Below are 26360 nucleotides of genomic sequence, written 5' to 3'. Positions count from 1 at the left end.
TAGACGATCTGCTTATTGCTGCTAACCTAATTAAGGACTATCTGGTATGGAAACCCGTTCTGCTTTTTCAGAGGAAATAGATTTGCACGAGCTTTTTTTTAAGCTCCGGCGTCGCTGGCCGTGGTTTGTGGGCTGCCTGCTACTCGCGGGCTTAGGCGCGTGGCTGTATCTGGCTGTAAAATCACCGGTATACGACTACCAGTCGACCATGCTTATTGGCGACCAGTCTACCGGCTCCAAGCAAACCCAAGAACTGCTTCAATTGCTGGACAACAACAAGCAGCGTGGAGTAAAGATTGAGGATGAGGTAGGGCTGCTCACCTCAGCCGACATGGTGCGCCGCACGCTGGAGCAACTGCCTTTTTCCGTGAGCTACTACGCCGTGCCTAACTCTTGGCTGAACTCGGTTCGCAAGCTGAAAGTGCGCGAACGGGCCACAGGGGGCGTGCCATTTCAGGTGCAAACCCTAGCTGATAAGCCACAGTTGACGGGAGTACCCGTGTATGTAGAGCCTCTAGCTAATGGTCGTTTCCGGGTGCACGCCGAGGCCGACAAGGGCGAGCTGCGCCAGTTGTTCTCGGGCGAACTGGTGCGCGAGGTAGAAGATGTGCAGTTTGACCAGACCATAGCGGCAGGCGACACGCTCCGCACGCCTTTGCTGTCGGTCGTCATTAATACCGAGCCGGGCTACCCCGCTACTGGTAGTGAGCAGTACTTCTTCCGACTCAATGATATGAGCAGCTTGACTGCTGACTATCAGCAGCGCCTGAAAGTGCAACCCACTGAGCATGAGTCGCGGATTCTGCTCTTGAGCATTCGGGGCAGTGTGCCTGAAAAGGAGCAACGCTTCCTGAATACGCTGATGACCACCTACGTACAGGATGACCTGAACCAGAAAAATGAAACGGGCCGCAAGACCATTGCTTTTCTGGACAATGAGATTGGCAAACTGTCAAATTCTCGTTCCCGCTCCACTGCCAACCTCAGCTCTTTCCGGGCTTCCCGCAACGTGGTAGACGTAGGCGTGCAGTCGGGTGTAGACATTCAGCAGCAGGCACAGTTGGGCACCATGCGCGCCCGTGTGGCCACCGATCAGAAATTCTACGAAAGCATGCTGTCTTACTTGCGGCAGCACCGCGGCAAGTCGCAGGTAGCGACCCTCAGCAGCGCCGGCGTTTCCGATCCTACGGTTACGCATTTGATTGAGCAGCTCACGGACCTGAACAACGAGCGCGCCGTATTGGCCGTGAATGCCAGCGACATAAACCCCCAGGTGGTGGCATTGGACGAAAAAATCAGCACTACCAAGGAGCAGCTGATTCAGACCTTGGGTAGCTTGGCCCGCACCTCGGAAATTGCTCTACGCGATTTGGACCAGCAGTTGAGCGCTGTGCGTAGCCAGCTGAGCAGCACCCCCGAAAACGAGCGTCAGCTGAACTCGCTGCAAACTACGAGCGAATCCACCGAGAAGAATTACAGCTTTCTGGTGCAAAAGCGCAACGAAGCCGCCATTGCGCTGGCTACCAACACTACGGATAAGAAAATCGTGGACCCAGCCCGGCAAACTGGTCTTGGTCCGGCAGCGCCTAAGCCGCCGCTGGTAGCGCTGCTGGCTCTGCTGGCTGGCTTGGCCATCCCTACCAGTTTGGTGTTGCTGATCGACAAGACTAATCGCCGCGTGCAGGGCAAAGAAGACCTAGCGCGCATTACAGATATTCCGCTGCTGGGCGTGATTCCGCACGGTACCAGCAAGGACCGCCGCGTGCAGACCCAGGACCCACGTAGCCCCATTGTGGAAGCCTTCCGCTCAATTCGGGTAAACCTGCAATACCTCTCGGCTGGCCTCGACAAGCGCGTTATCGGCGTTACGTCGTCGGTGCCGGGCGAGGGCAAAACCTTCTGCTCGGTGCACTTGGCCGCCGAGCTGGCCCGCAGCGGCCGCCGCGTGATTTTGCTGGAATGCGATATGCGCCGCCCGGCTGTGGCGCCCTACCTGGGCATCGACCACAAGGCACCCCAAGGCCTGAGCACCTACCTGAGCGGCCAAAGCACGCTGGAAGAAGCCCGCATTGTGACCGACATTCCAAACCTGGATGTGCTGGCCTGCGGCCCGATTCCGCATAACCCCACGGAGCTGTTGGAGTCGAAGCGCCTGGTAGACCTGATTATGCTACTCAAGGAGGAGTATGACTACCTGATGGTAGATATTCCGCCCATGGGCTATGTATCAGAGTTCTTTGTGCTGCTCCAGCACCTGGATGCTAACCTATATGTAGTGCGCCAAAACTACACCGACCGCGAAATGGTAGGGCAAATCGACGAGCTGTATCGCGACCAGAAGGTGAAGCAATTGTACACTGTCATCAACGACGTGCACTTCGCCAATACCTACGAGTACCGCTATAAAACCAAAGCCTATAATTACGGCAGCTAGTGAGTTAGTAGCTGCCCATTGGGAGTTGTCTGATTTTAATGGCAACTCCCAATAGGTAGCTACTAACTGACAACTATTTAACGCACAACTAAATGGCAGTAACCTCTAGCAATGTAGCATCGGCCGCTGTGCGCGGGGTGCAGTGGACTACCGCTGCCACCGTGGCAAATGCACTGATGCAGATTGGCTACACGGCGGTGATGGCGCGTTTGCTGGACCCTGCCGCGTTTGGTCTGGTGGCCATGTCGGGCGTGGTGTTGCGCTTCGGTAGCTATTTCGCCGAAATGGGCCTGGGCCACGCGCTGGTGCAGCGACCAGAAATCAGTAAAACGGATATTCGAGCGGCTTTCACGGCCAGCATTGGGCTGAGCATTGTGGTGGCTGGGTTAGCTTGGCTGTTGGCGCCACTGTCAGTATTCTTCCTGAAAAATGAAGCGGTGGTACCCATCGTGCGAATGCAAGCCCTAGGCTTTGTGCTGGTGGGCATCGGTACTACCGCCGCCAGCCTGCTCCGGCGCGAAATGCGCTTCGACTCCATTGCCAAAATAGATGTGCTAGCCTATATTCTGGGCTATGGCGGGGTAGGCATCACCATGGCTTGGGCTGGTATGGGCGTGTGGAGCCTAATTCTGGCCAGTCTGGCGCAGCAGTTGTTTGCAACCCTGATGAGTTACGCGCTGGTACGCCACTCTATTCAGCTCATCTTCAGCCGCGAGCCATATGCCAAGTTGCTTGGCTACGGGAGCAAGGTATCGGTTATCAGTTTCCTGGAGTTTGTGAATGGCAACCTCGACACATTGCTGATCGGGCGCCTGTTGGGGAGTACGCTGCTGGGTATCTACAACCGTGCTTACATGCTGCTGTACCTGCCCATGTATTTCCTGACTAATAGTTTGGCGCGGGTGGCCTTCCCAGCATTTAGCAAAATTCAGGAAGATGTGCCGCGCGTACGGGCGCTCTACCTGAAAAGCAGCACGCTGGTAGCTACCGTCATCCTGCCTATGTGCGCCGGCGTTGCTGTGGCAGCCCCCGAGATGGTGCAGGTGCTACTTGGGCCCAAGTGGATGGACTCGGTTCCGATTCTGCGGATGCTGTGCTTCGCTATTCCGCTGAGTATGACCACTATGTTTGCTGGTATTGTGGCTGATGCACGGGCAAATTTGCGCCAGAAAGTGATTTTGAACCTGGAGTTCATGGTGCTGCTGACCAGCTTGTTCTGGCTGCTGCGCGACTATGGCCTGCTGGGTATTGCGGCCGCTATCGGCACGGGCGAGGTGGTGCGCACCTTCTTATACATGCGCATCACTCACAACGACATTGGTATTCGGTACCGGCAGCTGCTAGCTATGTACCTACCAGGTCTTCTGAACGCCGCCGCTGTAGGGGTAGGGATTATGGCCGTGTCGCTGGGTCTACGCTCCGTAGGCAGTCCGGCCCTGCTTACCCTTGTGGCGCAGATTGCTATGGGTGGCCTGGCTCTGGGCGTTGTGGTGCTACGCTGGCCTTCTAGCGAGTTGCACCCGCACTTGCAGCAGGGACTAAACCGCCTACGCAAGGTAGCGGGCCTGCCTACCCCGTTGCATGCCAGCCTGGCCCGCTATGCTGCTTTTCTGGAGCGCCGACAGCCGCTGTTTCCTTCTTTTGAGCCACTGACTAGCTCCCTCACGCCATGAACATCCTGCTGACCTCCTTAATGGTTCCGGGTGCCCCTTCTGGGGTGCGCGTGCACTACGAGCGACTGGCCGAGCAACTTCAGCGCGAAGGCCATACCGTGACGGTAATCACGCAGGCCAGCTTGCGGCCAATGGTACGACGCGCCATTGGAGTTTTCCGTCGTGCCCTAGGCCTATTTGGCCAATCGGGTACGCGCATAGGGATAGAACTAGGCTTCGTAGCTGAGATATATTTTGCCATCGACCGCACCGCCCGCTACGATGTGGTGAATGCACAGGACGTAAGTAGTGGCTGGGCTGCCCGGCTAGCCCTGCGCGACCAGGCACCCGTAATCGTAACCGGCCACTTCAACGACCACCCGGCCGAGGAACTGGTGCATCAACTGCACCTTTCAGGCCTGTCGGCGCGCTTTCTGCACCGTTGGTACACGTTTCTGCTGCGCAAAACGCAGTTTTTCATTGGGGTATCGGATTACGTGCTGCAACGCACCCTACCCTGGCTACCGGCCGATGCCCAATCAACCGTTGTATACAACGGCGTGGACATGACGCCTCCCGCTGAGCCTACTCTCCCAGCCAGCGTACCCGATCTGCGGGCGATGTTTCCTAATCGGACTATCGTGTTAAACGTAGGGCAATTGGAGCCGCGCAAAAATCAGCGGTACCTAGTACAGGTAGCCGCCGCGCTCCGGCAACAATACACTGATTTTGTGTTGGTGCTAGTAGGTAAGGGCGAAGACGAGGAGCATCTGCGCCAGCAAATTGCCGCGGCCGGCTTGGAACAGCACGTGGTGCTGCTAGGCTACCACCGCGAGATAATGGCCCTGCTGCGCACCGCCAACCTCTACGTGCACGCCGCCACCCGCGAAAACTGCCCACTGGTGTTGCTCGAAGCTATGGCCACCGAGTGCCCAGCCGTGGCGCTGGCAGTGGGCGGCATCCCGGAGCTACTGGCGCCTACCCCCGAAGCACTGATACCAGTTGCTACGCCACCAGTCGAGCTGGCAGACTATCTACAAGAACTCCTCACAACTCCGACACGAGTGGAGCAGCTGCGGCAGCGGCAGCACGCCTTCGGGCGCACGCACTTCGATGCCCACGTGATGCTGGCGAATACGCTGGCTTTCTTCGAGCAGGCCCGGCAACTGCCTGCCCCAACGCCTACCCACCCGGCAAGGGTGCCTACCCCGGCGCGACCCCAACCCGCTATGCAAGCGCGCTAAACCGCCGGTATACTCCCGCATTTCATGAAAATCAAGCTGAACTTTCTGGCGCTCATTCCCTTCCTGGCGATACTGGCTACCAGTAAAGCCTTCTGGGAGTTTGCGTTCGGGGCTGATCGGGTAGACCAGGAGCCAGGTGAGCTGAAGTTTCTGGTGTATGCCTTGCTGGCTGGCTCGCTGGCTAGCATCTGGTTCTACTGGCGCTACTTCGAGCCATTGATGCGCAAGTGGTTGATAGCGGTGTTGCTGGTGATAGGAGGGATGATGCTGGAATCGTATGCCGAGTGGGGCTCCGTACTGGAATACGCTCACGTATTCAACAAGCTGTTTGTGCTGCTCACCATTTTCGGCATCTATGGCTTCTACCGGCGGCACGGGCTGCCGCCTATGCAGCAGCTGAGTACGGTTATTCTACTAGTGTCCGTGGGCAACCTACTACTATTTCACCGGGAATCGTTGAGCCTGAGCGCCTTCGTGGAAAATACGCGAGGCTTCAACGCCGCTTCAGCCTACCTGTTTGTGCTGGTCATCCTGCTTAGCCTGAACAACTACCTGCTGCGCAATTCGCTTACTTCCCTGCTAATCGTGTTTGTGTGCATGCCGCTGGTGATTTTTCTGCAACACCGCTCGGTGTGGATTGCCATGTTCATTGCCATTCCGATTGACGTGCTGCTGTTGCGTCGGGCACGGCTGGCACGCTTCTCACCTGTAAAAATGGTAATGCTTTTGGTCATTCCCTTCATCCTAGGGTCGTTGGGCGTGACTATGCTGGTGCTGGATAATCCGCAGGTAGTCACCCGCTTCGAGCAGAGTATCGACGACATTGCCAACGCCGACAAGCAAGGCACCGGTAGCTGGCGTCTCAAGCAGATCGAATCCTACCTACCGTTGGTAGAAGAACGCCCCGTAGCTGGCTGGCGCCTCGAAGGTTTCGAAGTGCCCATGCAGTTCTACGACCCCAGCAGCGACATGCCTATGTGGAAAGACCGCACCGGCCACCACTTCCACAACTTCTACCTCGACCGGGCTTTCTACTTTGGCATTTTGGGCATTCTGCTGGTGGTGTTAGTGCCGATTGTGTTGGTTACGCGGCGGTTGCTTCGCTCACGTTTCCTCGATGCCGATACGGCTGCTTTAGTCGCCTTCTTCATCAGTCTGATTGTGTTCGGCACATCCTACGACTGGTCTACCTACCACTATGGCCTGATTGGCCTGATGCTGGCCGCCCTGGCCGAGCCCATGACAGACCCCTTCCTACTACAGCCGCGGTCTGCGGCACACGCGCGCCGGGTATCGGCTCCGGCGTTGCCTATCTAACTCTGCTGTCTGCCTGTTATTTAGCTCTATATGAAAATTCTCTGGCTTGCCCCTTATCCTCACCCTTCTGAGCCCGCGGCGCACCCCGTTCCGTGGGTAGGCACGCTGGCAGAGTTGCTGCGCCAGCAGCCCGGCGTGGAGCTAACCATCCTGAACTGGACGCACCGCATCGACAAGCCCGTGGATGAGTTTGACCGCGATGGCATGCACTTCATCTACCTGAAAGTGCCTAAGGTGCGCACCGATATTCTGACGCTTTACCAGTGGCGCATTGCCATTGTGAAGAAGTACCTGCGGCAGCATTACAAAGAGTACGACGTGCTGCACCTGCACGGCTCGGAGCTGCAACTACCCGCCATGACGGCCAGCCTACCCGCACCTATGGTGCTATCAGTGCAGGGTATCGTATCGGAGTACGCCAGGGTAGTGCCCCAGAAGTTTTCGATGCTGAAGTTTCTGTGGACGCTGGCGGGCTTCTATGAGAAGCGCTACCTGCCCACAGTGCACAACTTCTCCTGTCGTACCGATTGGGACAAGTTCCACACGAAGCGCCTGAGCCCCGGCGCCCGCATCTTCCACAACTGGGAGACGATTCGGCCCGAGTTTTTCGAGGAGGCTGATAAGCCCGCGCCGACGCAACCCGCCCGCCCGCAGGCGCTGTTTGTAGGGGGCAAGCAGGAAATCAAGGGTTTCAAGGAAATGCTGATGGGCTTCGACCTCATTCGCCAGCAAGCCCCCGACATGCGCCTCGTGATTGTAGGCCGCTTGGAGCCCGCCGACGTAGCTGCCGTGGCTGCTAAATACAACTTACAGCACATCGGCCCCGAGCACGTGGAGTGCCGTCCGTTCCAGACAGGTGCCGGCCTGGCCCGCTTGTGCCGCGAGTCGTTCTGTCTGCTGCACCCGTCGTATATCGACAACAGCCCCAATAGCGTGTGCGAGGCTCAGCTAATGGGCCTACCCGTAGTGGCATCCGACGTAGGTGGGGTAGCCTCCCTCATCACCGAAGGCGAAACCGGCCTGCTTTGCGACCTGACGCCCGCCAGCCTGGCTCGTCAGACCCTGCGTCTCTATCACGACCCGGCCCTATACCAGCGAGTTGTCACCCAGGCACAAGCCGTAGCCCGCGAGCGGCATAACCCCGATACTATTATTCAGCGTACCCTGGCCATGTACGAGGCCGTACGCGACTCGGTACCAACGGCCGCCGCTGCGCCTGCCGTAGCGGCCACCGCCTAACTACTGCCGACGTCGCTCTGCTAAGGGCAGCTGCCATTGCTATTTGATCTACTATGACCCCCTCTGCTACCCTGTCTGCTGCTACGGCCTTAGATACGCCGGTGCTGCTGCTGATTTTCAGCCGGCCCGACACCACCCGGCGCGTGTTTGATACCATCCGCCAGGCGCGGCCTACCCGGCTCTACGTGGCCGCCGACGGCCCGCGCCCCAACCACCCTACCGACGCTGTGCGTTGCGCCGAAACCCGCGCCATTGTGGAGGAAGTGGATTGGCCGTGTGAAGTATTCACGTTGTTTCAAGAGAAAAACCTGAACTGTGGGGTAGGGCCCGTCACGGCCATCAACTGGTTTTTTAGCCACGAAACGGAAGGCATTATTCTGGAAGACGACTGCGTGCCCTCGCCCAGCTTCTTCCAGTTTTGCCAGGAATTGCTGGCCCGCTACCGCGACGATACCCGCGTGATGCACATTGGCGGCAACAACTTTGGCTCCGAAGCGCAACGACCGCTGGGGCCCGACGCGCCTTCTTACTACTTCTCGGAGCAACGCAACAGCTGGGGTTGGGCCACTTGGCGCCGTGCTTGGGACATGTACGATTACCATCTTTCGGGTTTCCGGGAGGCCGTTGCCAGTGGCGCTTTCGATGGCGTGTTCAGCAGCTCCCTGGAACGGCGCTACCGCTTGGGTAAGATGCGCGGCGTACTGGCCCTACCCTCGCCGCCTGATGTGTGGGACTACCAGTGGGAGTACACCATTGCTATGAACTCGGGCCTGTATATTGTGCCGGCCGTGAACCTGGTGGGCAATATTGGCTTCGGCAACAACTCCACTCACACCCACGACGACGGCGACATGATGGGCGCCCTACCCGCGCAGGAGCTGAGCTTCCCATTGCGCCACCCCGCCTACGTGCGCCTCGACCGGCCCCGCGACCGGAAGCGCTTCAACGAGTTTCTGCGCAGCCGCTTGTCGGCCATCGTGCGGCGGGTGTTTGCCGGGCAGAAGCCAGTGGCTTCGGGTTTGCAAAGCCCTAAAACAAAAACGGCGGCATCAGCGCCGGAGGTAGTGCCCGCCAATTCGCTGTCGTCATGAAGGTGCTGCTCTCCGCGTATGCCTGCAATCCCACGAAAGGCGGGGAAAGCGGCATTGGCTATAGCTGGACACAAGAGTGGCTGCAACATGGCCATGAGGTGTGGTGCTTCACACGCCCCGATGAGCGGGCTGACATAGAAGCCTACTTGGCTGAGCACGTTTCGCCCGAAGGGCGGGCTAAGCTGCATTTTGTGTACGTAGCCGTGCCCGGCTGGGTAGACTACCTCTACCGGTGGCAGTTTGGCGTGTACTTACACTATATGGTGTGGCAGTACCAGGCGTGGCGTGCAGCGCGTAAGCTGGAGGCTACGGTTGGGTTCGATCTGATACACCACGCTACCTACGGCAGTCTGCAAATGGCATCGTGGCTGTGGCGTGTAGGCAAGCCGTTGATTATCGGTCCGTTGGGCGGTGGTCAGCAAACGCCCCGTTCGTTCCAGTCCTACATTCCCGACTGGTTCAAATCGGAAACCATGCGTAATACCATCAGCCGGGTGCTGATGGCCGGAGACCGGAACGTGCGCCATAGCATCCGCCACGCAGCGCTGGTGCTGACTACTAACCAGGAAACTGCCGCGAAAGTCCGGGCGCTGGGTGCCCGGCGGGTAGAGCTGTTTCTGGATTCGGGGCTGCCGGAGTCTTTTTTGCCCGCTGAGTTTCCGGTGCGCGAGCCAGCTGATCAGTTGCGTCTGCTGTGGCTGGGCCGACTGATTCACCGCAAAGCCCTACCCCTGGTGCTCGATGCCCTGACGAAGGTAGCGGCGCGGGTGCCCTTTCATCTAACCATTGTGGGCGATGGGCCAGTAGGAGCAGAGCTACCTGAACTGCTACGGCAGCGCGGCCTAACAGACCGCGTGACCTGGCGCGGCAGCCTGCCCTGGGCCGAAGTGCGGGAGGTGTTTCTGACGCACGACGCATTCTTGTTTGCCAGTCTGCGCGACTCCTTCGCCTCGCAGTTTCTGGAGGCCATGGGCGCCGGCCTACCCATCATCACGCTCAATCACCAAGGCGCCCGCGACTTTATACCCGCCGAGGCTGCCATTAAGGTACCCGTCACGACTCCTGATGAAACCGTGGCGGCGCTGGCCCGCGCTGTCGAGGAGTGCTACGACCACCCGGAGCGTCGCTTGGCCATGGGCCGGGCTGGTTACGCTTTCGCCCGCACCCAAAGCTGGCCGGCCCGGAGCCAACGCATGTTGCACCTGATTGAAGAGGCAGTGCCTCATGCAACGGTACTACAGAAAGCCTGATCTAGGACGCTCAGCTTCTCAAGACGAATATAAAACCTGCGCCGCCGAAGTTCTTCGGCCCAACAGCTATGCGGCTGTCTATCCAGAAGCTGCCCAAAGCGTAGCTATTTTCCTTACTGCTTACTACCCCTCTTGCAATGCTTTACATCGTTATACCCGTTTTCAACCGCAAAGAATACACGCGCGAGTGCCTGCTCTCGTTGCGGGCTCAAACCAACCAGTCCTTCCGTACCATTGTGGTGGACGATGGCTCGACGGATGGCACCGACCAGATGCTGGCTGAGGAGTTTCCGGAAGTGATAGTAGTAAAGGGCGACGGGAATTTGTTCTGGACGGCGGGTGTAAACCTAGGCATCCGGCGGGCGCTGGAGCTGGGCGCTACTCGCGTCATGACCCTCAACAATGATGTGGTGACCGACCCGCGCTTTGTGGAGCAGATGTTGCTCGATGCCGAGCGCAACCCCAACGCTGTACTGGGTGCGCTAGAGCTGGACGCCGCTACCGGTGAGCCTATCTATGGCGGCGAAACACTGAACTTCCGCACTAACATGCGCCGTGACCTGCTAGAAGTGCTTCCTCCTGAAAAGCGTACCGGCCTGCACGAGGTAACTTACCTGCCCGGTCGCGGCCTGCTGATTCCGAAGGCTGTCATCGACAAAATAGGTCTGTTCGACGAAAAGCGCCTACCCCACTATCTGGCCGACTTTGACTACACCAGCGTAGCGCGCCGCAACGGCTTTCCGAACTACCTCAACTACAACGCCATCCTGAGCACCTACCCCGAAGAAAGCGGCCAGACGCTCACGCGCAAGCACCGCAGCCTGAAAGGGTATTACCAACACCTATTTGGTATCAGGGGCGGGGGCAACATGGTGAATTTTACGCACTTTGCCCTAAAAAACTGCCCAGCACCCTACCTGCCATATTTCCTGCTTAATGGCTATGCTCGGCGGGTGGTAGGGTACTTCCTCCATTAAAAGAGTAGAGAAGGGATGGTAGCACCATCCCTTCTTTTTTTGCTAGTTGATCTACTCGCTCATGTCCTACCTACGCCTACAACGCCTACTTTTTGCCGTGAGCTGCAGCCTGCTGCTGGCGCGCTGCCAAAGCTCGGCTAGCAAGGATAGGGAAGAAAAGGTCCTGGTCATAACCCAAGGTGGCGTGTACAGTGGGTCATACCGGAGCTTGGACAGCTCGGTGCCGTGCATTCGCATCGCCACCACCGAGCCCGTGCAGCTGGTAAACTGCACGCTGGCCGGGGCGGGCGACTTGATTGTCTCGGGTGAGGGGGCGGACCTGGTCGTGCGCAACTCTCGTGGCTACGGGCTGGAGCCCAGCCGCACGGGCGTGGGCCGGGGCCGGTTCGTGAACAGCTTCCGGGCCCGGCGCCTGTGGATCGAGCACAACTACTTCGAGCAGACCAGCGGGCTCAACATCGACCGCTGGAGCCAGAGCGCGGGCGTGTCGGGGGTGAGCCAGCCCTTGCTGGTGCGCTACAACCAGGCGCGCAACATCGACGGGCGCTGGCGCGGCAACCAGGGCAGCACGCGCGCCAGCTTTGTGATCCTGAACACGGTGCGCAGCCTGCCGGGGGTAGAGATCAGCTACAACGAGGTGCGCAACACGGCCAACCAGAGCCTGGTGGAGGACAACATCAACCTGTACGCCAGCTCGGGCACGAGCGGCAGCCCGATCCGGGTGCACAACAACTTTGTGTTCGGGGCCTACCCCTTCCCGGCCACGGCCACGGGCTACACGGGCACGGGCATGACCACGGACGGCAACGGTAACGCCTCGGAGGTGACGGCGTACGTGGAGGCCTACGAGAATCAGTTCATTAGCACCTGCAACGCGGCCATGAACATTGCCGCCGGGCACGACATCTACTACCACGACAACCGGCTGGTCACCAGCGGGCTCTTGGCCGACGGCACGCGGTTGCCGAGCACGTGGGCGGCGACTTCTATCTTCAACTACTACAAGCTGCCGGGCAACGTGTTCTTCAACAACCGGGTGGAGCGCACGGTGGTGGGCTACATGAGCAAGGGGGGGCAGAACGGGCGGCTGGACATGAGCCCGGGGGCGTGTGCGAGCTGCTCGGTGCAGGCCTTGCCCAACCCGGTGACGGTGGACACGGAGCGGGCCGAGGACGTGCGCTGGCAGCAAAAGCTGCAACAAAATGGCATCACTATCGGACCAGAAAAGGGTAGCCAATAAGCTGTATATATACGGTATAGATAGTGCTCGTTACAGGTTGTGCAACCTATCTCATTAGGCTTATAGGTGATAAGCTAATGGTCTTCATAAAATAGGGTAGGGCCTTACCGTTTTTTGAAGAATATAATAAGTGCAGGATTAGATAATAAATTACCGTGCTCAGTGCAAACTGTTGTATTCGGATTTACGCATATCAATTGCCTAATTATCGACTCGCTACGGTTTAATGGACGAAATAGTTAGTAATAAAATTTGGTCATTTGGAGAGGGTGATTTCTCCAAAAAACACGTTCAAAAAGCCGACTTTTCTCAAAAGGTCAACAGGTAATAGTGCAATTATATTTTAGATTTTACTGATTTTTATTTTGCAAAAATAAGTTCCCTGCCGTCGCAAAAGATGGTACTTACTGCGTCAACATCACCTATTTGGCTGTTTTTAGATGTAGATACATTTTTGAATATTAGGTTTTATTTATATATAAGTCGCCCTTATTAAGGAATTATTATGCGTGAAATACTTAGTCTAAATGCCTCGCGTTTCTCCTCGATATATATCTATTGCTATGTTTTAGATTTATACAAATAACATCTCCAGCACTATCTTTACAATTGTAGAAGCTGAATAATATAATTTATTTAAGATTCTACACTTGTTGAACTTTATACTTGACAGATGCGAAAGCAATTTACTTTCTCTGCCAAACAAAGAAGCCTTAAGAGCTGGTCCACTCAATTGATGTCGCTAGGCTTGGCCATCATCACCTGTATGACGTTGCTGCCAGCAGCAGCACAGGCACAAGCTCCGAATATAACATATAGCAGTCCTATTACAATCACGAAGGGCGGCGTGTACAGTGGGTCATACCGGAGCTTGGACAGCTCGGTGCCGTGCATTCGCATTGCCACCACCGAGCCCGTGCAGCTGGTGAACTGCACGCTGGCCGGGGCGGGCGACTTGATCGTCTCGGGCGAGGGGGCGGACCTGGTCGTGCGCAACTCTCGTGGCTACGGGCTGGAGCCCAGCCGCACGGGCGTGGGCCGGGGCCGGTTCGTGAACAGCTTCCGGGCCCGGCGCCTGTGGATCGAGCACAACTACTTCGAGCAGACCAGCGGGCTCAACATCGACCGTTGGAGCCAGAGCGCGGGCGTGTCGGGGGTGAGCCAGCCCCTGCTGGTGCGCTACAACCAGGCGCGCAACATCGACGGGCGCTGGCGCGGCAACCAGGGCAGCACGCGCGCCAGCTTCGTGATCCTGAACACGGTGCGCAGCCTCTCGGGGGTAGAGATCAGCTACAACGAGGTGCGCAACACGGCCAACCAGAGCCTGGTGGAGGACAACATCAACCTGTACGCCAGCTCGGGCACGAGCGGCAGCCCGATCCGGGTGCACAACAACTTCGTGTTCGGGGCCTACCCCTTCCCGGCCACGGCCACGGGCTACACGGGCACGGGCATGACCACGGACGGCAACGGCAACGCCTCGGAGGTGACGGCGTACGTGGAGGCCTACGAGAACCAGTTCATTAGCACCTGCAACGCGGCCATGAACATTGCCGCCGGGCACGACATCTACTACCACGACAACCGGCTGGTCACCAGCGGGCAGCTCGCCGACGGCACGCGTTTGCCGAGCACGTGGGCGGCGACTTCTATCTTCAACTACTACAAACTGCCGGGCAACGTGTTCTTCAACAACCGGGTGGAGCGCACGGTGGTGGGCTACATGAGCAAGGGGGGGCAGAACGGGCGGCTGGACATGAGCCCGGGGGCGTGCGCGAGCTGCTCGGTGCAGGCCTTGCCCAACCCGGTGACGGTGGACACGGAGCGGGCCGAGGACGTGCGCTGGCAGCAGAAGCTGCAACAAAATGGCATCACCCTCGGACCGGAGAATGGCAATACTACCCCAACCGTACCCACGCCGCCCACAAGCGGTAACGGTAACTATGTAGTAAACCCGAGCTTCGAGGCGGACGGCAGAGGGACGGAGTCGCCGGCGGGCTGGCTGACGTCAACGGGCAATGGCACGGGCACGAACGCCTCTTACACCGAGACCTACCCCACGGCCCGCACGGGCACCTACCACGGCACGCACTACCGGCCGGGCAGCTACGAGGTGTATACGTTCCAAACTGTGCGCAACCTGCCGGCGGGGCAGTACACGCTGCGGGCGTGGGTGAAAGGCGGCGGCGGGCAGAGCGCGGCGCAACTGCTGGTCAAGAACTACGGCGGCAGCCAGCGCACGGCCAGCATCGGGGCCACCGAGGGGGGCGTGAACGGCAACTGGACGCAGGTGGAGATAAAGGACATCAGCGTGAGCGGGGGTGAGTGTGAGGTAGGCTTCTACTCCAAGGCCGGCGGTGGTGGGCAGTGGATCTACTTCGATGATGTGGAGCTCGTCGCGCAATCCGGTACCCCTTCTGCACCCAACGTGGCACCAACCGTGAGCCTAACCGCCGCAGTGAATAACTTGACATTGGGCAACTCCCTGACGATGACGGCCAATGCTGCTGACTCAGACGGTTCTATCAAAAAGGTAGAGTTCTTTAGCGGCACCACCAAGCTGGGTGAAACCGCATCGGCTCCTTACCAATTCAGCTGGAAACCCGTGGGCATCGGCACGCTGTCGTTGACGGCCGTAGCGACCGACAACGATGGGGCTACTACCACTTCTAATGTTGTAAACATCACGGTAGTAGGCACAGTTGTGTTGCCCTCTCCAAGCGCACCAGTTTCGAGCGGAAGCCCGGTAGCAGGCAACAATTATATTGTAAACCCGAGCTTCGAGGCGGACGGCAAAGGGACGGAGTCGCCGGCGGGCTGGCTGACGTGGACTGGCAACGGCACGGGCACGAACGCCTCTTACACCGAGACCTACCCCACGGCCCGCACGGGCACCTACCACGGCACGCACTACCGGCCGGGCAGCTACGAGGTGTATACGTTCCAAACTGTGCGCAACCTGCCGGCGGGGCAGTACACGCTGCGGGCGTGGGTGAAAGGCGGCGGCGGGCAGAGCGCGGCGCAACTGCTGGTCAAGAACTACGGCGGCAGCCAGCGCACGGCCAGCATCGGGGCCACCGAGGGGGGCGTGAACGGCAACTGGACGCAGGTGGAGATAAAGGACATCAGCGTGAGCGGGGGTGAGTGTGAGGTAGGCTTCTACTCCAAGGCCGGCGGTGGTGGGCAGTGGATCTACTTCGATGATGTCGAGTTTATCGCGCAAACCAATTCCGTTAGCGAGGGCAGCAACATGGTGCAGAACGCTAGTTTCGACAACGACCTGTTCCCCACGCAAACGCCCAGCCGTTGGAGCACGACTCCCGGCAGCGGCAGCAGCGACAACGCCGACTACACGGAAATCTATCCGGGTGCACGCTCGGGCCTCTACCATGCTACGCATTACCGTCCCGAGCCCTACGAAGTATATACGTACCAGATGGTAAGCGGGCTGGCCAATGGCACCTATACCCTGCGGGTGTGGGCCAAATCCAGCGGCGGACAGAGTGCAGTGCAGCTACAAGCCCGCAACTATGGCGGTAGCCAGCGCACGGCCAACATCGGCGCTAGCAACACCTGGACGCAGATAGAAATCAGCGGTATTCAGGTGACGAATGGCCAATGCGAGGTAGGAGTATACTCGAAAGCTGGCGCCGGCCAGTGGCTGTACTTTGATGACGTAGAGCTGGTGCGTGTGCAGCAGAATACCTTCAGCGCGGTGAGCAGCAGCAACAGCACCGCCGCCGAAAGGCTATCGGCCACTACGGCTGAGACTAATGCTGCCAGCGTCACCGAGTTCAGCGTATTCCCGAACCCGGCCAACGTGCAGACGACTATTGCCGCTCCCTTTGAGCAGGCGGGTAGCGTCACCATCAGCATCTTCAACCTGCAAGGGCAGGAAATGGCGCACTACGTGCAATCGGTGGTGAGTGGCAGCAACTATCTGCCGTTATCTACCGCCAACCTACCCATTGGCAATTATGTGCTGCGTGTAGTAGGCCCAGGACACAATTACACCAAACGCTTAGTAGTTGCTCGTTAAGCAACTGCTAGCCATAAAAAAAGGTCGTCCCAATGGACGACCTTTTTTTATGGCTAATCAGATGGTAAAGTACTCCTTACTTAGCCACGTGCCAGCGCCTTGCGGGCTATCAGGTAGATGAAGTGAGAGTTGGTAACCAGGTAGCGGCGCCACAAGCGGCGCGGCTCCAGCCACAGGCGGTAAGCCCACTCCAGCCACAAGCGACGGGCCCAAGCGGGTAGGCGCTGCTCCAGCCCGGCGTAGGTAAGAAAGGCTTGCCCTACCCCCAGCATACAGGCTTTGATGCGGCCCCTATGCGCGGCCATCCATTTTTCCTGACGAGGGCAGCCCAATGCTACGAAAAGCAAGTCGGGGTCGGCGTCGTTGATGGCTGCTACGTGCGTTTCTTCTTCTTCGGGGGTGAGCTTTCGGAAGGGGGGAGAAACCATGCCGGCAATGCGCAAATTGGGCAGCTCCCGCTCAATCCGTTCCCGGATTTTGCTGAGCACAGCATCCGTGGTGCCATAGAAGTAGACCGACTGCCCCCGGCGCTCGGCTTCGGCTAGCAGGGCAGGGGTGAGGTCCATGCCAGCCACGCGCTCCTGGCGCTTACCGTGGAACCAGCCCACGGCCCCGGCCACCGGGCTACCGTCGGGTGTTACTACATCGGCGTCGGCCAGCACCTGACGAAACTCGGCGTCGCGGTGGGCTTCTACCAGCATGTGCACGTTGGCGCAGCACACGTAGGCTGAGGTGCGGGCCGCGCCCAGTTGCAGAATGGTATCAACAAACTCCGGAAAGGTACCCGTGGAGATGCCGGAATTTAAAACAAGACGTTTGGGTAACATACGAAAGCGGGAAGCGCAGGAAGGTTAGTAGGCGTTTTCTTCGCCGTGTACCATGTTCCAAACCGTCTTACCAATGATTTTCAGGTCGAGCAGGAACGACCAGTTTTCTACGTATTTCAGGTCATACTCTACGCGCTTCTCCATAGCACCATCGGCGCGAGTTTCGCCGCGGTAGCCATTCACCTGAGCGTAGCCCGTGATACCCGGCGTCACGGTGTGGCGCATTGGATACGTACGGATCTGCTTGGAGTATTCTTCCAACTGCGACACCATGTTGGGACGTGGCCCTACCACCGACATGTGGCCCAGCAGCACGTTGAAGAACTGCGGTATCTCGTCGAGGCTGCTTTTGCGCAGGAACCGACCCACCCGGGTGATGCGGGCGTCGCCCTTTGTGGCTTGTAGCTCCACTACCATATCAGTACGCATGGTGCGCAGCTTGTAGCAGGGGAACAACTGGTTCCGCTTGCCAGGACGCATCTGCTTGAAGAATACGGGGCCTTTCGAGTCTAGCTTGATGATGAGCGCCAGAATCGGCATGATGATAGGGAAGATGAACAGAATCACCATACCCGAGAAGGCAATATCAAACGCCCGCTTCATCAGTTGGTTGGGCCGGAAACCCAGCGGATGCTGCCGCACGGTGAGGATAGGCAGGTGGTTATAGTAGTATACGTTGATATCCTGCCGCATTGTGCCCTGGAAATCCGGAATGATGCGGAACGAGATGAAGTGGTCGTCGGCAAAGCCCGACAGGTCCTGCACCAGTTCGTGCTGGTCCAGCGGCATAGCAAAGTAGATTTCGTCGATCTGGTTCTGCTTGCAGAAGTCTTTCAGCTGATCGATACCACCACGCATCATGTGCTCCATGCCTTGGGGTACCTTATCATCTGTGAAGAAGCCCATGAACTGGTTGCCCACTGGGTCGTGCAGCGACAAGAACTCCTGAAGCTGCCGAGCGCTGCTGCTGGTGCCCGCCATCACGAAGCGGCTGTGCGGGCGAGCGAAGTGCTGCTGGTAGGTGCGCCGTAGGAACGCCAGCAGGAAGCGGCCTGCCACGATGCCCGCCATCATAGCGCCATACATGGCCAGCAGGTAGGGCATAGGCAGCCAGTATACCTTCAACACCAGCGCGCCCGACATTAGCACGGCTGCATGGATCATAAAGGCCAGCAGCAGGTTGCGCAGCTTCTCAGGGTAGGAAATCAGTCGGTCGACGCGGTAGATGTTTGCGTACTGACCCGAAATGATCCACCAGAGCAGCGCAAATACTGCGAAGAACAAGGAGTAGTACCCATCAAACTGCCAGGTGCCCAACAAATGGTGCGCAGTGAGACGAAAAACGCCGAAAATAATCAGGCTATCAACGATGGGTAAAATAAGCCTCTGAGAGTTATTGTAGTAAGTGTAACGTTCCATACAGTAAAATGAAAGGTTGGCAACTGAAGCAATCCTGGGTGGTATGGATGGAAAGGACTGAAGAGCGGCGTAGATGATTCACTAAATAGTGCAGCAAATATAGTTTATTCTTTAAAAAATATGACTATCATAGGTCATTTTAGAATAGTATCTGCGATAAATCATATTAGTGACATGTCTGTGTCCATATACTTGATTCGCTCTAATAGGTTGCAGTGACAAAGGAATAAATTGGGTATTTCATATAAAATTAACCTCCCTCAACCTCTAAGTATCTATAAATCAAGTATTAATTGTATTATATTAATGAGTGTGAATACATCTATTTTATCGCTTTTGCCGGAAGAAACTTGGAATAATGTCTTTGACAGGGTAGGGTATAATGGTCGGAGAGAAAGCAGTATGATCTGAGTAGAGAGAACTTGTTGATGTATATAAGTATCATGTTTTCAGAGATTTATATCAAAAACGATAAGTGTGAAAAATAGGAAGTGGTAGATTCAATGAATACTGGATTATTAGGAGAGGCGTAGTGCCTGGCTCTATCGACTGTCGTCAGTTGGATCTTCCGGAGATGCTTTGCCCAGCTACGCATCTTGGACGTCGCAATTGCGTTAGAGTATCCTGTCTTTTTCTGACGCTTAAGCCACACCACAGTAACTGGCGCTGTACACAGCTTTAAACCCATGAGCATACCGACGATACGTTTACTTTTTGGAGGCTTTTGCCTGCTGCAACTAATAAGCGTGAGCTGCACCAGCAGGCAGGAACCGGAAAAGGGTAGGGACGCCGATGAGCGCGCCGCCACAGCCTTTTTTGCGGACGATACAGCGAGGGCTGCTACCCTAAGCGACACAACTACCGTTTCGGGCAGCATCGGCAACTTTGTGAAAGCCTCCAAGGCCGCCACGCCCGCGGTGGTGCACATCAAGACCATCTACGGGACATCTGGTGGCTACGCCGCCGGGTTTGGGCAGGGGTATGGGACACCTGGCGGGCGTGGGCCGGCCGCAGGTTCTGGCTCCGGGGTACTGATTACCAACAACGGCTACATTGCCACCAACAACCACGTCGTTGAAAATGCCTCGCAGATTGAAGTCGTTCTACCCGACAACCGGCAGTTTCAGGCCAAGCTGATTGGTCGCGACCCAAATACCGATCTGGCGCTACTGAAAATAGAAGCCGACAGCCTGCCGAGTATCCGGCTAGGCAACTCCGACAATGTGCAGGTAGGGGAGTGGGTGGTGGCCGTGGGCTACCCGTTTTCGCTGAATACTACCGTGACGGCTGGCATTGTGAGTGCCAAAGCCCGTAGCATCGGCATCATCAACCGGCCCAGTCAGAACGGCTATGCGGCGCCGGCAGGTAATACCGGCATCGAATCCTTTATCCAGACCGATGCGGCCATCAACCCCGGTAACAGCGGCGGCGCGCTGGTAAACACCGATGGCGAGCTGATTGGCATCAACTCAGCCATTGCCTCGCAAACTGGTAGCTACGCCGGCTACGCATTTGCCATTCCCGTCAACCTAGCCCGGAAGATCCTGGGCGATTTGCGCAAGTATGGCACCGTGAAACGTGGGTTACTGGGTGTTTCGTATCCCTCGCCGGCTGTAGAAGCTCAGTATCTGCTTCAGCAAGGCTTGCAGCCGGGCGTGGTGAAAGGCGTATATATAACAGGAGTGCTGGAGAACAGCGCGGCTGCTGCGGCTGGCTTGCAAGAGGGCGACATTATCCAGAGCATCGATGGCGTGCAGCTGAATTCATCGGCTGAGTTTTCGGAAAGGGTGGCCCGACACCGGCCCGGCGACGTGGTCAAACTCACCTACCTGCGCAACAATCAGCGCCGCTCTACCTCGGCCACGCTCAAGGGCGAGGAGGCCACCGCTGCGGCCCGCGGCAATGCCAGCCTGGAAAAGATCTACAACAAGCTCGGGGCCAGCTTTGCCCCCGTTCCCGATGCCATCAAGCAACAGCTGAACCTACAGGCCGGCGTGCTGGTGCGGGAGGTGCGGCGGGGCGGCTTCTTCGATCAGGTAGGTATTCCCAGCGGTACCATCATCGCCTTCATCAACGGCCAGGCCATCGACAGTCCGCAGGATATAGACAAAGCCTTGCTCTCGGCTCAGAACGGCATCATTCAGGTGCTGGCCATTGCACCCGATGGCTCCCGCGTAGTCTTTGACTTTTCGCTCGGCACCTAGGCCGAAGCGGGCGTGGTAATGGTGTCTAGCCTATCCTGCCACAGCTCGGGTAGGATATCGGTCAGCGAAAGTTGGCCAGCCACGTAGCGCGCTAGCAGAATCCGGGTGGCAGCGGTAGGAGCGGGTGCCCCGCTGAGCTGTAGCGCCATGGAAATGCTCAGCAACCGGCGACTAGTAGTCGGTTGCGATGGTGCTGTAACGGGCGCAGGCTTGTCTGTCGACGTAAGCGGACAAGACGAAAACAAAATATTATGCATGGCTTATTTTTAATATGACGTGAACAAATGATTTATTATTTGGCAGATAAAAATTAACAATCACGTCCTGCGTATATTTTATACGTAGGACGTGATTGTTAAGTGACACTAGAAATTAGTCTTAACAATTAAATTATTTCGATTGGCCTCCGCGAAATCCATCGGAATAATGCCGAAATGGCCAGTAGTTTGAGCGCCGAAGAAAGTGGTGAGGCGCGGGTTGATGTTGTTGGATACCGTAGTAATGTTGGGGATGCCAAACAAACCGGGCTTGTAGCCGCTGGCGAAGTTGAGGTAGAGGCGGCCGGGCGCCGCGGCCTTCGCCTCGCCAAACAGCTGTGTCATAGCGGTCCATTTGGTGGCGTTGTCGGGCACTTTGTACTGGTCTTGCACCTTCAGCTGGGCCTGCCCATTGCTGATGCTGAATGTGGTATTGTCGGCCCAGGCAGTGGCGTCGAGTCCTTTGGGGGTAGCAGTAGCGGAGAAGCGGCGGAGCAGCACAATCTTGCCACGCGCCTGCCCCAGGGTAGGAACGGTGGCGCTCAAGTACCACTTGTCGAGGTTCTTTTGCAGGTAGGTGTCCAGCGTTTGCTCGAAGGTGCGGGTGTTATTGCTGGGTGTGTGTTCCTCTTTGATAGACATGATGATGCACTCTGTAGGGTTGGCCTGCAAAAAGGCCAAGCAAGCAGTGCGCACATCGTCGAAGTTCAGGTTCTGGTATACTGCGCCGTGGTGGATGGCAAAGCTGTTGTCGATGTGGCGGCAGCGGATGTCGAGGAAGCGCACCCCGGCCGTGAGCTGCTCCCCAATGGTGAGCGTTTGGCACTTGGCGGTGCCGGAAATCGGCTCAAACCGCGCCCCCGAGTCGTGGGTGCCCGGAATACTCAGCTGCGACAACGACAGGTTGGCGTTAACGGCCCCCATCCAATTATTCAGGGAGTAGGACACGGCCGACTGCGTAGTGGTGGCCATGCCCAAACCAGCAGAGGTGGGCTGTATGCTCTCTTGCTTGTCACAGGAGGTGAGAAGAGTGGCGCAGGCCACCGCGGAAAGAAAGGTAATAGAAGGTTTCATGCTCAAGCGCGTAGGAGGTGATATAGAATATAACTTGAGCAAATATCTATTTTGCATTCCTCAACCTATTGTATTTTATATTATTTAAATAATAAACATTTTGGAGAAACATAATAATTTGTTAAATATATTTTATATTTAAAAAGTGGATGAAATACCATGTTGAGCTTGCCGAAGCATGACGTTCTGTTTTTACTTAATTATTCTCAGTAGTATTCCAGTTCAGCGCTTTCTTAATCCGATAATAAATATCTGTATTCTCGTACATACCCGTAAATAACTCGCTCCCTACCCCATAGGCAAACACAGGCACCATCACGGCGGAATGCTTATTGGTGGCGAAGTTGGCTGCTACCTTACCGGTAGGGGCGCTACCACCCAAGATGCTGTAGCCGCCAGTTTCGTGGTCGGCCGTGACGATAACCAGGGTTTCGCCGTTGGCGGCCGCAAACCGGAAGGCCTTGCCTATCTGCTGATCGAAGTCCAGCACTTCCTGCACGTTTTGGGTGGTATTGTTGAAGTGGCCGGCATCGTCGATCTGCGAGCCTTCAATCATCAGAAAAAAGCCATTTTTGTTTTTGCTGAGCACTTCCAGCGCCTTGTCCACGCCCTGGTTGATGTAGGCAGACGTGCGTTCGGCCACAGCGGGCGGACCGCTTTCGGCGAGCAGGGCCACGGCTTTGGGACCGGTGATGCTGGCTACCTCGCTGGCTTTGGTAACCACCTGATAACCCTTTTGGCGCCATTGCAGCAGCAAATCGGCGTGGTCTTGGCGCTGGGTGAAGTAGCGCAGGCCGCCAGCATACATAAAGTCGATGGGGGCCGCGAGGTACTTTAGGGCAATGGCTTCCTGGTCGTTGCGGGTAGGGTGCGTCACGGCGAAGCAGGCGGGCGTGGCATCGGTCAGCTCGCAGGCGACTACCAGGCCGGTAGATTTGCCGTGTTCCCGCGCATCCCACATAATAGAGCGAAACTGGTGCCCCAGCGAGTCCATGCCGATGGCGCTGTTGTAGGTTTTGTGGCCCGTGGCCATAGCCGTAGCGCTGGCGGCCGAGTCAGTAATCTTGCCGTACTGGTTTTGGGTGATGCTAAAGCCCGTAGCCTGCGCCTGTTGCATAAACAAGCGGCCGCGGTTGGCGAGTAGGCCACCCGTTACCTGCGCCGGCCCCATGCCATCACCAATCATCAGAATGACGTTTTTGATGGGTTTGCGCGGACCAGCGTAGGGGGTAAGGGCCGGTACGGGGTAGGGCTGATCTAGCTGAAACTCGCGCTTGTACAGCGGTATCTCGGCCGGTTGAGCATCAGGGGTATGCTTGATAGCTTCAATAGCCGCACTACGGTCTGTGGGGGTGGTGTGGGTAGTAGTACAGGCCAGGAAGCACACGCTGCTACTCAGCAACAGTGCCGAACGAAAAGATTGCATACAGAAGGGTGTAGATAAAGCGCTTAGCTACGCGGCGTAGACTAGCGCTGTTTGTCAATTACTTGCTTCAGCTCTACTAGCTCATCGGCGCCGACTAGCAAGGCAGGGTAACGAAGCAGTTCCTGCCACACGGCTTGGCGCTGGGCCACTGTGGAGGCGGGCAAGTCCCAGAACCGTACTTTTTGGCCGGTGCGCACGGCCTGGTCGTTGAGCTGACGTAGGCGAGTGGCTTCGGCAGCGGGCATCTTGCCTACCCCGTCCCAGCGAAACGTCTTCTTCCAGTTGCCGTTGACGGTTGGAATATTGGCGGCCAAACCAGCTTGCAAGTCGGTGAGCTGACCGTCGAGGAACACAAGCCGGTTGGGGTCGGCGAGTATTCGCTGACGGGGGTAGCCACCGGTGAGAATGACGCGCACACCGCCCGCACGGGGCTGCTGCGGGGTAGAAAGCATGTTGCGGTAGCGGCTGAGTACTTTATGCAACTGCGCGTAGGTAGCCTCACCGTCGTTTTTGAAATCGACGTACAGCCACAGCTCGGCGGGCTTGGTGTAGAGTTGGCCGTTGAGCTGGCGTAGTGGGTCGAGGTAGAGGCTTTGCAGGGTTTTGGTGGGGTGCAGGGCAGCACGCTCGTGGCCTACTTGCATGGTGCTATCAACCAGAAATACGTCGGCCTCTACGCTTTTGAAGCCAAGCTGCAAGGCATCGAACAGCGGGTGCGGGCGCCAGTAATCATTGTGGGAGTGACCTTGCTCCAGCGGCGGCGCAGGTTGGAAGTGTGGCGTTTGGGTGTGAGCAGCTGTGGTGAGCAACAAGGCCGTGAGGACGGCAGAAGCAATGGTTTTGATCATAGGTGGGAAAATAGGCAAACCGCTGGCTTGATGGTCAGCGGTTCAGGTGTGCTAACGGTGCGCCTCACCTCCCTACCCCCTCTCCGAGAAGGAGAGGGGGAGCCAGACGGCAGCGGTTTAAGGGTTGAGTCTACCACCCCTGATTCTGCGCGATTTTCGAGTTGGCGAGGTCGGTGGGGGGGATAGGCCACACGTGGTGCACGGCGGGGTTGAAGGTGCGAGCGGGCCACACTTCCACCACTTTATAGGTAGAGTTGGGGTTGGACTGGTCGGCGTACTGGCGGCCATGCTGGGGCTTGGCGTAGGCAGTCTGGGCGTCGCCCCAACGCACGAGGTCGGCGTGGCGGTCGGCAAACTCGCCAGCCAGCTCCACGCGCCGCTCGTGCTTGAGGTCGGCGAGGGTAGCGCCGGTTTTGGGCGTTAGGCCAGCACGGCGGCGCACGGCGTTCAGGGCCACGTCGCCGCTCTTGCCCTGCATGATTTGGGCTTCGGCTTTCAGCAGCAGCACTTCGGCGTAGCGCATCAGCGGCACGTTCAGGTCGGTGGTGGGCTTGTCACCGTTGGCGTTCAGATGGGTAGTCACAGGCGTTTCGTAGGGCTGCATGTACTTGCTGAACTGGAAGCCCGTGAGCGAGTTAGTGGACGAGTAGCGCTTGGTAGCACCCAGGTAGGTAAACTCGTCGCCGAAAGTGAGAATAGTTGCTTTCAGACGTGGGTCGCCGGCCTCAAACTCTTGGTACAGCTCCAGGGTAGGCTGGAAGTAGCCCCAACCATTGTATTGGCCCCAACCCTTGTTTTCGAGCAGCACACCCGGCAGAATGCTGCCGTCCTGCTTGCCCGAAACTACTGACCAGATGTACTCCGAGGACCAGTTATTCGGGATGGTGAACACGCTGTGGAAGTCCTGCTGCGGTTGGCCGGTGCTGAGCAGCGCCCTACCCGAGCCAGAGCTGGCTACGGCATCGGCAGCCTTCTCGGCCTCGGCCCACTTGCTCTTGTCGTACTGCGCCCAGAAGGCGTAGGTTTTGGTGAGGTAGGCCAGGGCAGCGTCTTTGTGCGCCCTACCCAAATCGGCACCAGAGTAGGCCGTAACGAGGGGCAGCAACTCGGCGGCCTTCTTGAAGTCCTGCTCCATCAACTGGTAGTTTTCTACTACACTGGCAGGGCGCGGAAACTCGTTCTGGTCCATGTTGTCTACTGTCACGATGGGCACGCCGGCGCGCTGGTCGCCGTAGCGGGTAGCAATGTGGAAGTAGGTGAAGGCTCGCATGAAGTACGCCTCGCCCAGCACCCGGTTTTTCAGGCTCTCGCTGATGCTCATGCCGGGCACGTTCTTCAGAATCTCGTTGCAGCGGCGAATGACACGGTACGAGTAGCCGTACATCTTGTTGGTGTCGCCCTCGTTGCCAGTGGCCGTGAAGTTGCGCACGTTGGCGGCAGTTGCCCGCACGCGGCCGGTCACCATGTCATCGGAGGCATTAATCAGCCAGAAAAACCCGCGCCCGAACATGTCGTCATTGCTCATGTAGGTGTACAGGGCGTTGGAAGCAGCCACGGCGTCGGCGTCAGTTTGCCAGAAGTTGGCGTCCGTGATGGTGCCCTGGGGCGTGAGGTCGGTAAACTCGTCCTGGCAGCTGGTGGCAGCGCTGAGGAGGAGCGAGGTGAAGAGGAGGGTAGCGTATGTGCGTTTCATGTAAGTTGTGCTAAGGTGCGCCTCACCCCCCGGCCCCCTCTCCAAAAAGGAGAGGGGGAGCCACGGCGGCGCGGTCATTGGTAAATGATGATAGAAAATCGTTCGGCTCCCCCTCTCCTTTTTGGAGAG

General features: G+C 57.5%; 18 protein-coding genes. 11 read left to right on the top strand and 7 right to left on the bottom strand.

Features of this window, described 5'->3' with window-relative positions:
• Positions 1–46: 46 nt before the first annotated feature.
• The 10 genes from MUN82_RS11990 to MUN82_RS11945 all read left to right on the top strand — a co-directional run bounded on the left by MUN82_RS11990 (position 47) and on the right by MUN82_RS11945 (position 16483).
• Positions 47–2434 (top strand): polysaccharide biosynthesis tyrosine autokinase, encoded by a 2388-nt coding sequence (locus MUN82_RS11990; protein WP_245090608.1) that lies wholly within the window; start codon positions 47–49, stop codon positions 2432–2434.
• Between the two features lie 92 nt (positions 2435–2526).
• Positions 2527–4107 carry a lipopolysaccharide biosynthesis protein gene (locus MUN82_RS11985; RefSeq protein WP_245090606.1) on the top strand — a complete coding sequence of 527 codons (1581 nt, stop codon included), beginning with the start codon at positions 2527–2529 and terminating at the stop codon, positions 4105–4107.
• Positions 4104–5330 (top strand): glycosyltransferase family 4 protein, encoded by a 1227-nt coding sequence (locus MUN82_RS11980; RefSeq protein ID WP_245090605.1) that lies wholly within the window; start codon positions 4104–4106, stop codon positions 5328–5330. The genes MUN82_RS11985 and MUN82_RS11980 overlap by 4 nt, the downstream gene beginning before the upstream one ends.
• A 24-nt stretch (positions 5331–5354) precedes the next feature.
• Entirely contained in the window at positions 5355–6647 is a 1293-nt protein-coding gene (locus tag MUN82_RS11975; protein ID WP_245090603.1) for an O-antigen ligase family protein, read from the top strand.
• A gap of 30 nt (positions 6648–6677) precedes the next feature.
• The gene (locus MUN82_RS11970) at positions 6678–7886 is read left to right on the top strand and encodes a glycosyltransferase family 4 protein (RefSeq protein WP_245090601.1); all 1209 of its coding nucleotides are present in this window, start codon (positions 6678–6680) and stop codon (positions 7884–7886) included.
• 53 nt (positions 7887–7939) lie between these two features.
• A complete protein-coding gene (locus MUN82_RS11965; protein WP_245090599.1) occupies positions 7940–8977 on the top strand; it encodes a nucleotide-diphospho-sugar transferase in 1038 nt (345 codons plus the stop codon).
• Positions 8974–10227: a glycosyltransferase family 4 protein gene (locus MUN82_RS11960; protein ID WP_245090597.1), complete on the top strand. Its 1254-nt coding sequence runs from the start codon at positions 8974–8976 to the stop codon at positions 10225–10227. Before MUN82_RS11965 ends, MUN82_RS11960 begins: the two co-directional genes overlap by 4 nt.
• A 137-nt stretch (positions 10228–10364) precedes the next feature.
• Positions 10365–11204, top strand: a complete 840-nt coding sequence (locus tag MUN82_RS11955) for a glycosyltransferase family 2 protein (RefSeq protein ID WP_245090595.1) — start codon at positions 10365–10367, stop codon at positions 11202–11204.
• Between the two features lie 61 nt (positions 11205–11265).
• Positions 11266–12444, top strand: a complete 1179-nt coding sequence (locus MUN82_RS11950) for a hypothetical protein (RefSeq protein WP_245090593.1) — start codon at positions 11266–11268, stop codon at positions 12442–12444.
• Positions 12445–13180: 736 nt separating this feature from the next.
• Entirely contained in the window at positions 13181–16483 is a 3303-nt protein-coding gene (locus MUN82_RS11945; RefSeq protein ID WP_245090591.1) for an Ig-like domain-containing protein, read from the top strand.
• An 80-nt stretch (positions 16484–16563) separates the two neighbouring features.
• Here MUN82_RS11945 and MUN82_RS11940 read toward each other — a convergent pair whose 3' ends face one another.
• On the bottom strand, positions 16564–17310 hold the full coding sequence (locus tag MUN82_RS11940) for a WecB/TagA/CpsF family glycosyltransferase (protein WP_245090588.1): 747 nt from the start codon (positions 17308–17310) through the stop codon (positions 16564–16566).
• 24 nt (positions 17311–17334) lie between these two features.
• Positions 17335–18729 (bottom strand): undecaprenyl-phosphate glucose phosphotransferase, encoded by a 1395-nt coding sequence (locus tag MUN82_RS11935; protein ID WP_245090586.1) that lies wholly within the window; start codon positions 18727–18729, stop codon positions 17335–17337.
• A gap of 686 nt (positions 18730–19415) precedes the next feature.
• Between MUN82_RS11935 and MUN82_RS11930 the strand changes: the two genes are divergently transcribed.
• Positions 19416–20933, top strand: a complete 1518-nt coding sequence (locus MUN82_RS11930; protein WP_245090584.1) for a trypsin-like peptidase domain-containing protein — start codon at positions 19416–19418, stop codon at positions 20931–20933.
• On the opposite strand, the gene MUN82_RS11925 is transcribed toward MUN82_RS11930, so the two are convergent.
• The 5 genes from MUN82_RS11925 to MUN82_RS11905 form a co-directional block, all read right to left on the bottom strand.
• Positions 20930–21190 carry a hypothetical protein gene (locus tag MUN82_RS11925; RefSeq protein WP_245090580.1) on the bottom strand — a complete coding sequence of 87 codons (261 nt, stop codon included), beginning with the start codon at positions 21188–21190 and terminating at the stop codon, positions 20930–20932. The genes MUN82_RS11930 and MUN82_RS11925 overlap by 4 nt on opposite strands.
• A gap of 108 nt (positions 21191–21298) precedes the next feature.
• Positions 21299–22264 (bottom strand): phosphatidylinositol-specific phospholipase C, encoded by a 966-nt coding sequence (locus MUN82_RS11920; RefSeq protein WP_245090577.1) that lies wholly within the window; start codon positions 22262–22264, stop codon positions 21299–21301.
• Positions 22265–22460: 196 nt separating this feature from the next.
• Complete coding sequence (locus tag MUN82_RS11915) at positions 22461–23690, bottom strand: alkaline phosphatase (protein WP_245090573.1); 1230 nt, start codon at positions 23688–23690, stop codon at positions 22461–22463.
• 41 nt (positions 23691–23731) lie between these two features.
• Positions 23732–24538: a PI-PLC domain-containing protein gene (locus tag MUN82_RS11910; RefSeq protein ID WP_245090571.1), complete on the bottom strand. Its 807-nt coding sequence runs from the start codon at positions 24536–24538 to the stop codon at positions 23732–23734.
• Between the two features lie 130 nt (positions 24539–24668).
• On the bottom strand, positions 24669–26231 hold the full coding sequence (locus MUN82_RS11905; RefSeq protein WP_245090569.1) for a RagB/SusD family nutrient uptake outer membrane protein: 1563 nt from the start codon (positions 26229–26231) through the stop codon (positions 24669–24671).
• Between the last annotated feature and the right edge of the window lie 129 nt (positions 26232–26360).

This window comes from Hymenobacter aerilatus, from assembly GCF_022921095.1.
GTDB lineage: Bacteria > Bacteroidota > Bacteroidia > Cytophagales > Hymenobacteraceae > Hymenobacter > Hymenobacter aerilatus.
Note: the sequence above shows the minus strand (reverse complement) of the source record. Positions and strands in the feature narration are given on the sequence as shown.

Bases quoted from the DNA above. Each gene is read 5' to 3' on its own strand.
- MUN82_RS11990 (WP_245090608.1), top strand. From the start codon at position 47: ATGGAAACCCGTTCTGCTTTTTCAGAGGAAATAGATTTGCACGAGCTT.
- MUN82_RS11985 (WP_245090606.1), top strand. From the start codon at position 2,527: ATGGCAGTAACCTCTAGCAATGTAGCATCGGCCGCTGTGCGCGGGGTG.
- MUN82_RS11980 (WP_245090605.1), top strand. From the start codon at position 4,104: ATGAACATCCTGCTGACCTCCTTAATGGTTCCGGGTGCCCCTTCTGGG.
- MUN82_RS11975 (WP_245090603.1), top strand. From the start codon at position 5,355: ATGAAAATCAAGCTGAACTTTCTGGCGCTCATTCCCTTCCTGGCGATA.
- MUN82_RS11970 (WP_245090601.1), top strand. From the start codon at position 6,678: ATGAAAATTCTCTGGCTTGCCCCTTATCCTCACCCTTCTGAGCCCGCG.
- MUN82_RS11965 (WP_245090599.1), top strand. From the start codon at position 7,940: ATGACCCCCTCTGCTACCCTGTCTGCTGCTACGGCCTTAGATACGCCG.
- MUN82_RS11960 (WP_245090597.1), top strand. From the start codon at position 8,974: ATGAAGGTGCTGCTCTCCGCGTATGCCTGCAATCCCACGAAAGGCGGG.
- MUN82_RS11955 (WP_245090595.1), top strand. From the start codon at position 10,365: ATGCTTTACATCGTTATACCCGTTTTCAACCGCAAAGAATACACGCGC.
- MUN82_RS11950 (WP_245090593.1), top strand. From the start codon at position 11,266: ATGTCCTACCTACGCCTACAACGCCTACTTTTTGCCGTGAGCTGCAGC.
- MUN82_RS11945 (WP_245090591.1), top strand. From the start codon at position 13,181: ATGTCGCTAGGCTTGGCCATCATCACCTGTATGACGTTGCTGCCAGCA.
- MUN82_RS11940 (WP_245090588.1), bottom strand. From the start codon at position 17,310: ATGTTACCCAAACGTCTTGTTTTAAATTCCGGCATCTCCACGGGTACC.
- MUN82_RS11935 (WP_245090586.1), bottom strand. From the start codon at position 18,729: ATGGAACGTTACACTTACTACAATAACTCTCAGAGGCTTATTTTACCC.
- MUN82_RS11930 (WP_245090584.1), top strand. From the start codon at position 19,416: ATGAGCATACCGACGATACGTTTACTTTTTGGAGGCTTTTGCCTGCTG.
- MUN82_RS11925 (WP_245090580.1), bottom strand. From the start codon at position 21,190: ATGCATAATATTTTGTTTTCGTCTTGTCCGCTTACGTCGACAGACAAG.
- MUN82_RS11920 (WP_245090577.1), bottom strand. From the start codon at position 22,264: ATGAAACCTTCTATTACCTTTCTTTCCGCGGTGGCCTGCGCCACTCTT.
- MUN82_RS11915 (WP_245090573.1), bottom strand. From the start codon at position 23,690: ATGCAATCTTTTCGTTCGGCACTGTTGCTGAGTAGCAGCGTGTGCTTC.
- MUN82_RS11910 (WP_245090571.1), bottom strand. From the start codon at position 24,538: ATGATCAAAACCATTGCTTCTGCCGTCCTCACGGCCTTGTTGCTCACC.
- MUN82_RS11905 (WP_245090569.1), bottom strand. From the start codon at position 26,231: ATGAAACGCACATACGCTACCCTCCTCTTCACCTCGCTCCTCCTCAGC.